Below are 4785 nucleotides of genomic sequence, written 5' to 3'. Positions count from 1 at the left end.
GACAGGGTGGAAACAGCGTCGCCTGTTCGCGATCGGTGCCGACAACGAAGCGTCCCATGCCACCCTCCGGTCATCCCCGATGAGAATAGCACATGCAGGGTTTTGACACAGCCAGGGTCGATAGCAGCCACTGATCCCCACCAAGTGATCAGCACGCACCTGCGAGGGGCGGCCGATCAAGCGTTGCTTCGCGGGGCTGGGTCGGTAGCGGTACTACTTATCCAATCGTGGACCCCACGTTGCCCGCTGCTATTGCTTCAATCAGACCCTCGATGTGTTCTTGGACATCCTGTGGCAGACGTTCGAACTTCTCAGCATCAGTCGACGGAGCCGAGTGGTCTGATTCTGCAGTAGCCAAGGTCGGCAGCAGCGTCGTCACGCACACCCCGAAATGCTGCGCCACGCGATACAGGTTTGCCGCAGACAGCCGATTAGTGCCGTTCTCGTACTTCTGCATCTGCTGGTAGGTGACACCTACCGCATTGCCGACCGCCTGAAGCGACTCGCGCTTGGCAGATCGCGTCTCCCGAAGGCGCATGCCGATGAAGGAGTTCACATATTCTGGGTCATGCAATTTCATGGTCGCGACGGTATGGCGACGAGTGGGGCTTTTGAGGGGCGTTGGGTCCGTGTCCCTATCAGTCGCAGGCGCAACCCTTGCCCTTGTGGCACTGCTTGTCGCGAGAGATGCAGCTATTCCCGCACGCTTTGCCCTTCGAGCACTGTTTGCAGCACGCTTGGGCCAGCCGGATAGGCTTCCCAGGAAGGGGCGTCATCGGAACTGGACCGGCTACGGGTGGACGGGCCAGCTCCGTCAGCAGATCCACCGACTTGGCGTAGCTCGGTGCGCACCCAAACCCCAGCGCGAGAGCGATAATGAGTAGCCGCATCCATCCCCCCCGATTCCCTCCCTGGTATCATCTTTGGGTTGTGGTAACGGGTCCAGTCCTCATCGCTTCGCCGCGCGCCATCCTGCAGCGACCGCTTCCTTCTCCGAGCAGAACCAGCGCTCGCCAGCCTTCTCATTGATTTGCGTCTTGGCGTAATTCTGCTGGCCGGGCTTGTGGTAGATCCGACCTGAGCTCGAGACGTTACCCTTGATGGCGCAGCCCTTGGGTTGGCCTTCCGCGACACGTTCGGTCGCCAGCCGATCGCCCCGGCGCCACTTCGATGGCTCGACGAACGTCCCCTGCCAGATCCCGCGCTTGGCCGCCTTGGCCTCGGCTTCTTCCTGATCGTAGCGCCCGTCCGAATACTGCTTGTATTCCACCGCCCAGCCGGCGCGCACCATCTCGGCGTTGACGACCACGTTGCCAGGTGTGACGCACTCGGCGACGATCCGCCCATAACGGTCGCGATCCTCTTCGAAGCATGTGATGCGGCCAGAGCGTCCAATCAGTTCGGCAAGATGGTCAGCCGATCGCGTGCCGCAGAGGTAGCGCTTGCCCGCCGCGTCATCGCAGGTCTGGCCGCTTTCGGGTGCGTCGATGCCGTAGAGCCGGATCCGCGCCTTCGTGCCCTCGACCGCGATGGTGTCGCCGTCGGTTACGGTGGCCCGGCCTTCGATCTTCTCAGCTGCGTAAGCGGGAAGCGCAGTGAATGCAGCGATGAACGTCAGACACAAAGCTCGCTTCATTCGTTTCCCGTCCTGGCTCCACCGGCAACCGCTTCTATCTCCCATGCCGACTAATCAAGGGCGGCGGCATGTGCAATCTCTACTCGTTCAATCGCGGCCAAGCCGAGATCCTGTCGTTCACACATGCAACTCAGGACCGGACCGGCAACCTTCCACCCATGCCTGCGATCTTCCCTGACGCGTCCGCGCCAATCGTCACGACGGTAGGCGGGGAGCGAACCTTGCAGATCGCCCGATGGGGCATGCCGTCCCCGCAGTTCGCTTTGAAAGGCCGCACGACGGACCTCGGCGTCACCAACGTCCGCAACACCAAATCCCCGCACTGGCGCCGCTGGCTGGGGCCGGAGCATCGCTGCCTGGTCCCGTTCACGTCGTTCTCCGAGTACGATACCGTGGACGGCAAGAAGGTCCCGGTGTGGTTCGCCGCGGACGAGGACCGGCCGCTGATGGCCTTCGCCGGCATCTGGACGGAATGGACGTCGACCCGGAAGAAGTCCGAAGGCGAGATTACAACGGACGCCTACGGTTTCCTGACGACGGACGCGAACGGTGTGGTCGGGCCGATCCATCCCAAGGCCATGCCCGTCATCTTGACCGAGCCCGAGGAGTTCGACGTGTGGATGCGCGCGGACTGGAAGGAAGCTTCCGCACTCCAGAGGCCGCTACCGGACGACATGCTGCAGATCGTCGCCAAGGGCCACCGAAGTGATGGAGCCAACTAGCCCTCTGGCTCATCCTGCCGAAACCCTTCCGAGGTAATGCGATGCTCACGCCCGCAGGCGATATCGATGAACTCCTGCTCGGCCAACTGGTGGACCGGATCCGGTCCCGGAACTACGCCGCGTGCGATCAGCGCTAGACGAGCGGCGACGATTTCGTTCGCCTTCTCCCGCGCCAGCCAAGTCTCGTAAGTGATCGGCTCATCGGGTTTCGGGCCGGCAGGGACCGGTAGCCATTCGTCGTCGCTCACGATCGCTTCCTTCTACGGCTTTGGATCCCCAGGCGTGCTGTGCCCAATTCTGACACAGCGAGGCCAATAGGAATCAGGGAACGCGATCTTCTCCCCGAATGCCAGCGCTTCCGCCTGAATCTTGGCCACCGCCTTATAGTCGTCGCTCTTTGTTTCAGTCAGCCGCATGGCGGTACAGCTTTCGTGCCAGATTTGATGGCTCAGTTCCAGGAGACGCTGTCGAGTGTCTGGGGGTATCGTCGGAGCCCTCGGTGCCCGGCTCATTTGCGCAGCCCGCGCCGTACATAGCCCGCCGAGATCCGTTCGGCGAAGGCTTCCTGTAGGCTCCGCTGTCCCAAAATCAGTGCCTTGATCGCTACCATGGGATCGCCGCCGGACAGGCGAATGGCGTCGTCCGCAGCCTCGTCGAGATCGTCCTTCAACGGCAAGTCCGTGATCCGTTCGGCCAGCTTCGACATCGTTCCATCTCCTGATTCGGTCTGTGGAAGATGACTCCGATCGGGCTTGCGGGGAAGCTTTTGTTCCTATTTTGTTCGTAAATTAGGAATCGCTTCAGGGTGCCAAGATGCTCGACCGCCGCTTCTCCAAACCTCCCATGGTCGACGCCGACCAGATCGCGATCGACGCCTTGGGGTTCATCGCGTCGGATCCAGACCTTATGAAGCGGTTCTTAGATCTCACCGGGATCGAAGCTGATGGGATCCGCGAGGCCGCTGCGGCCCCGGGCTTCTTCGTAGGAGTTCTCGACTTCCTGCTGGCGAATGAGAACGATGTCGTATCGTTCGGTCAGGCCAGCGGAGTGCCGATCGGGAGTTTGCAGGCCGCTCGGGACAAGCTCGACGCCGGTCGATGAGATGGTCCAGCGGATACGCGATTTCTCGGAAGGGCTCCGGCGCAACCTCGGGATTACCGTCGAGTGCAAGCACTGCGCCAAGCGGGTCATCTACCGGTGCTCAGATTTCCGCGGCTACATCGACCCATGCCTCGACGTCGAGGATGTCATCTGGCGCTGCTCGTGGTGCCGGACCGTTTCGACATGGGTCCGCTTTACGATGATCGATGAGATCAACAGGGAGGCTCTAGCACAATGGAAGCCACCGCCTTGGCTGAAGAAGCGATGGACCTAACCGCTCCGGCACATGGGGAACGGGGAGGGCAAGGGGTTAGGCGGAAGCAACGACGCGATAGGCTACGATGTCAGTCTCCGGTTCGTCATAGCTTGTGGTCCAGTCGAATTCGTCAGGCGATCCCGTTTCCGTCGAGCCGTTTCGCATCCGAACTTCCACAGTCGTTCGGGTTAGAGGGTTGCCAAGGCCATCGTAGGAGATCCACTCGCTCATTCACCTTCTTCCTTGCTGGAGGCGGGAGCCTCGGGGGAGAGGATGCGACCTTCGGCCTTTGCAATGGCGGCGTCCGCTTTTCTGAGCGACGCATCAATGCGATCGTCACCCGCGGGCGGCATCCAGCCACGCAACTCCCTCAGCGCTTCCAGAAGGTCCGGCGCCGCAGCGATCAGGCGGGCATCCGCCTCGTCCGGCTTATGCAGCCCGAAGAACTGCGCTATGCCGACGCCGCCTGTCATCCCGCCGCGATCGTTGACGCCGGTCTTCGTGCGCAGGATGCAGCCCGTGCCTTCAATCTCCCACGGGCCTGGGGTGTGCTCGCCGCTCATTCCCCGCCTCCGACGAACAGAGACGAGACGAGGGCGGAGGGGGTGGGACGGGGCGCGGTCATGCTGCGGGCCTCTCGGCACAGTCTGGGCAGATAGCCGTTCCATCAGGCTTGATCCGCCAGCCACCACGCCGAGCCTCGGCGCGAGCGCTGGCAACCGTACGATGGTCATCAGTCCGCCATTCGCTGCCGTTCGGGTCGCTGCAACGCAATTGCGCCCACGCCACCCGATCATGTTCGGGATGATCGCAGTTCAGATCGTAGAGCACCACTCGCGCGTAGAACTCCCCCATCACGCCGCCTCTTTCTGACCGGCTGCCGCTCGCACTGCGAGTATGGCTTGTCCGAGCGTCTGGGGAATAACAGGCAGGACGGCATTCCCCAGCGCTACAGTTCGGTCCACCCGATCGGGAACCCCATCAGGAACTCGAATTGCTCGGGCGTAATTGGCAGGCCCCCAAAGGCCTCGACATAGCGCCTGCAACCCGGCCACTTCTGCATCGACGGC

7 protein-coding genes are annotated in these 4785 nt (G+C 62.2%); 2 read left to right on the top strand and 5 right to left on the bottom strand.

Annotated features, from left to right (window positions below; all coding sequences use genetic code 11):
• Positions 1–217: 217 nt before the first annotated feature.
• Entirely contained in the window at positions 218–580 is a 363-nt protein-coding gene (locus tag H7A85_RS20545; protein ID WP_182422400.1) for a helix-turn-helix transcriptional regulator, read from the bottom strand.
• Positions 581–949: 369 nt separating this feature from the next.
• Positions 950–1636, bottom strand: coding sequence for a thermonuclease family protein (locus H7A85_RS20540; protein ID WP_182422399.1), 687 nt, complete (start codon positions 1634–1636; stop codon positions 950–952).
• Between the two features lie 68 nt (positions 1637–1704).
• Between H7A85_RS20540 and H7A85_RS20535 the strand changes: the two genes are divergently transcribed.
• Positions 1705–2358 carry an SOS response-associated peptidase gene (locus H7A85_RS20535; protein ID WP_182422398.1) on the top strand — a complete coding sequence of 218 codons (654 nt, stop codon included), beginning with the start codon at positions 1705–1707 and terminating at the stop codon, positions 2356–2358.
• Here the strand turns inward: H7A85_RS20535 and H7A85_RS20530 are convergent.
• Positions 2355–2606: a hypothetical protein gene (locus tag H7A85_RS20530; protein ID WP_182422397.1), complete on the bottom strand. Its 252-nt coding sequence runs from the start codon at positions 2604–2606 to the stop codon at positions 2355–2357. The two genes, H7A85_RS20535 and H7A85_RS20530, sit on opposite strands and share 4 nt — an antisense overlap.
• Positions 2607–2866: 260 nt before the next feature.
• Positions 2867–3064, bottom strand: a complete 198-nt coding sequence (locus H7A85_RS20525) for a hypothetical protein (RefSeq protein WP_182422396.1) — start codon at positions 3062–3064, stop codon at positions 2867–2869.
• A 137-nt stretch (positions 3065–3201) separates the two neighbouring features.
• Here H7A85_RS20525 and H7A85_RS20520 point away from each other — a divergent pair, with 137 nt between their 5' ends.
• Complete coding sequence (locus tag H7A85_RS20520; protein ID WP_182422395.1) at positions 3202–3459, top strand: DUF3572 domain-containing protein; 258 nt, start codon at positions 3202–3204, stop codon at positions 3457–3459.
• Positions 3460–3942: 483 nt separating this feature from the next.
• Here the strand turns inward: H7A85_RS20520 and H7A85_RS20515 are convergent, their stop codons facing one another.
• A complete protein-coding gene (locus tag H7A85_RS20515; protein WP_182422394.1) occupies positions 3943–4278 on the bottom strand; it encodes a hypothetical protein in 336 nt (111 codons plus the stop codon).
• Between the last annotated feature and the right edge of the window lie 507 nt (positions 4279–4785).

It is taken from the genome of Aureimonas sp. ME7 (assembly GCF_903970965.1).
Classification (GTDB): Bacteria; Pseudomonadota; Alphaproteobacteria; order Rhizobiales; family Rhizobiaceae; genus Aureimonas.
The sequence above is the reverse complement of the archived record's forward strand: the minus strand, read 5'-3'. Positions and strand labels throughout refer to the sequence as shown.

Coding starts and splice junctions, on each gene's coding strand:
- H7A85_RS20545 (WP_182422400.1), bottom strand. CDS start 580: ATGAAATTGCATGACCCAGAATATGTGAACTCCTTCATCGGCATGCGC.
- H7A85_RS20540 (WP_182422399.1), bottom strand. CDS start 1,636: ATGAAGCGAGCTTTGTGTCTGACGTTCATCGCTGCATTCACTGCGCTT.
- H7A85_RS20535 (WP_182422398.1), top strand. CDS start 1,705: ATGTGCAATCTCTACTCGTTCAATCGCGGCCAAGCCGAGATCCTGTCG.
- H7A85_RS20525 (WP_182422396.1), bottom strand. CDS start 3,064: ATGTCGAAGCTGGCCGAACGGATCACGGACTTGCCGTTGAAGGACGAT.
- H7A85_RS20520 (WP_182422395.1), top strand. CDS start 3,202: ATGGTCGACGCCGACCAGATCGCGATCGACGCCTTGGGGTTCATCGCG.
- H7A85_RS20515 (WP_182422394.1), bottom strand. CDS start 4,278: ATGAGCGGCGAGCACACCCCAGGCCCGTGGGAGATTGAAGGCACGGGC.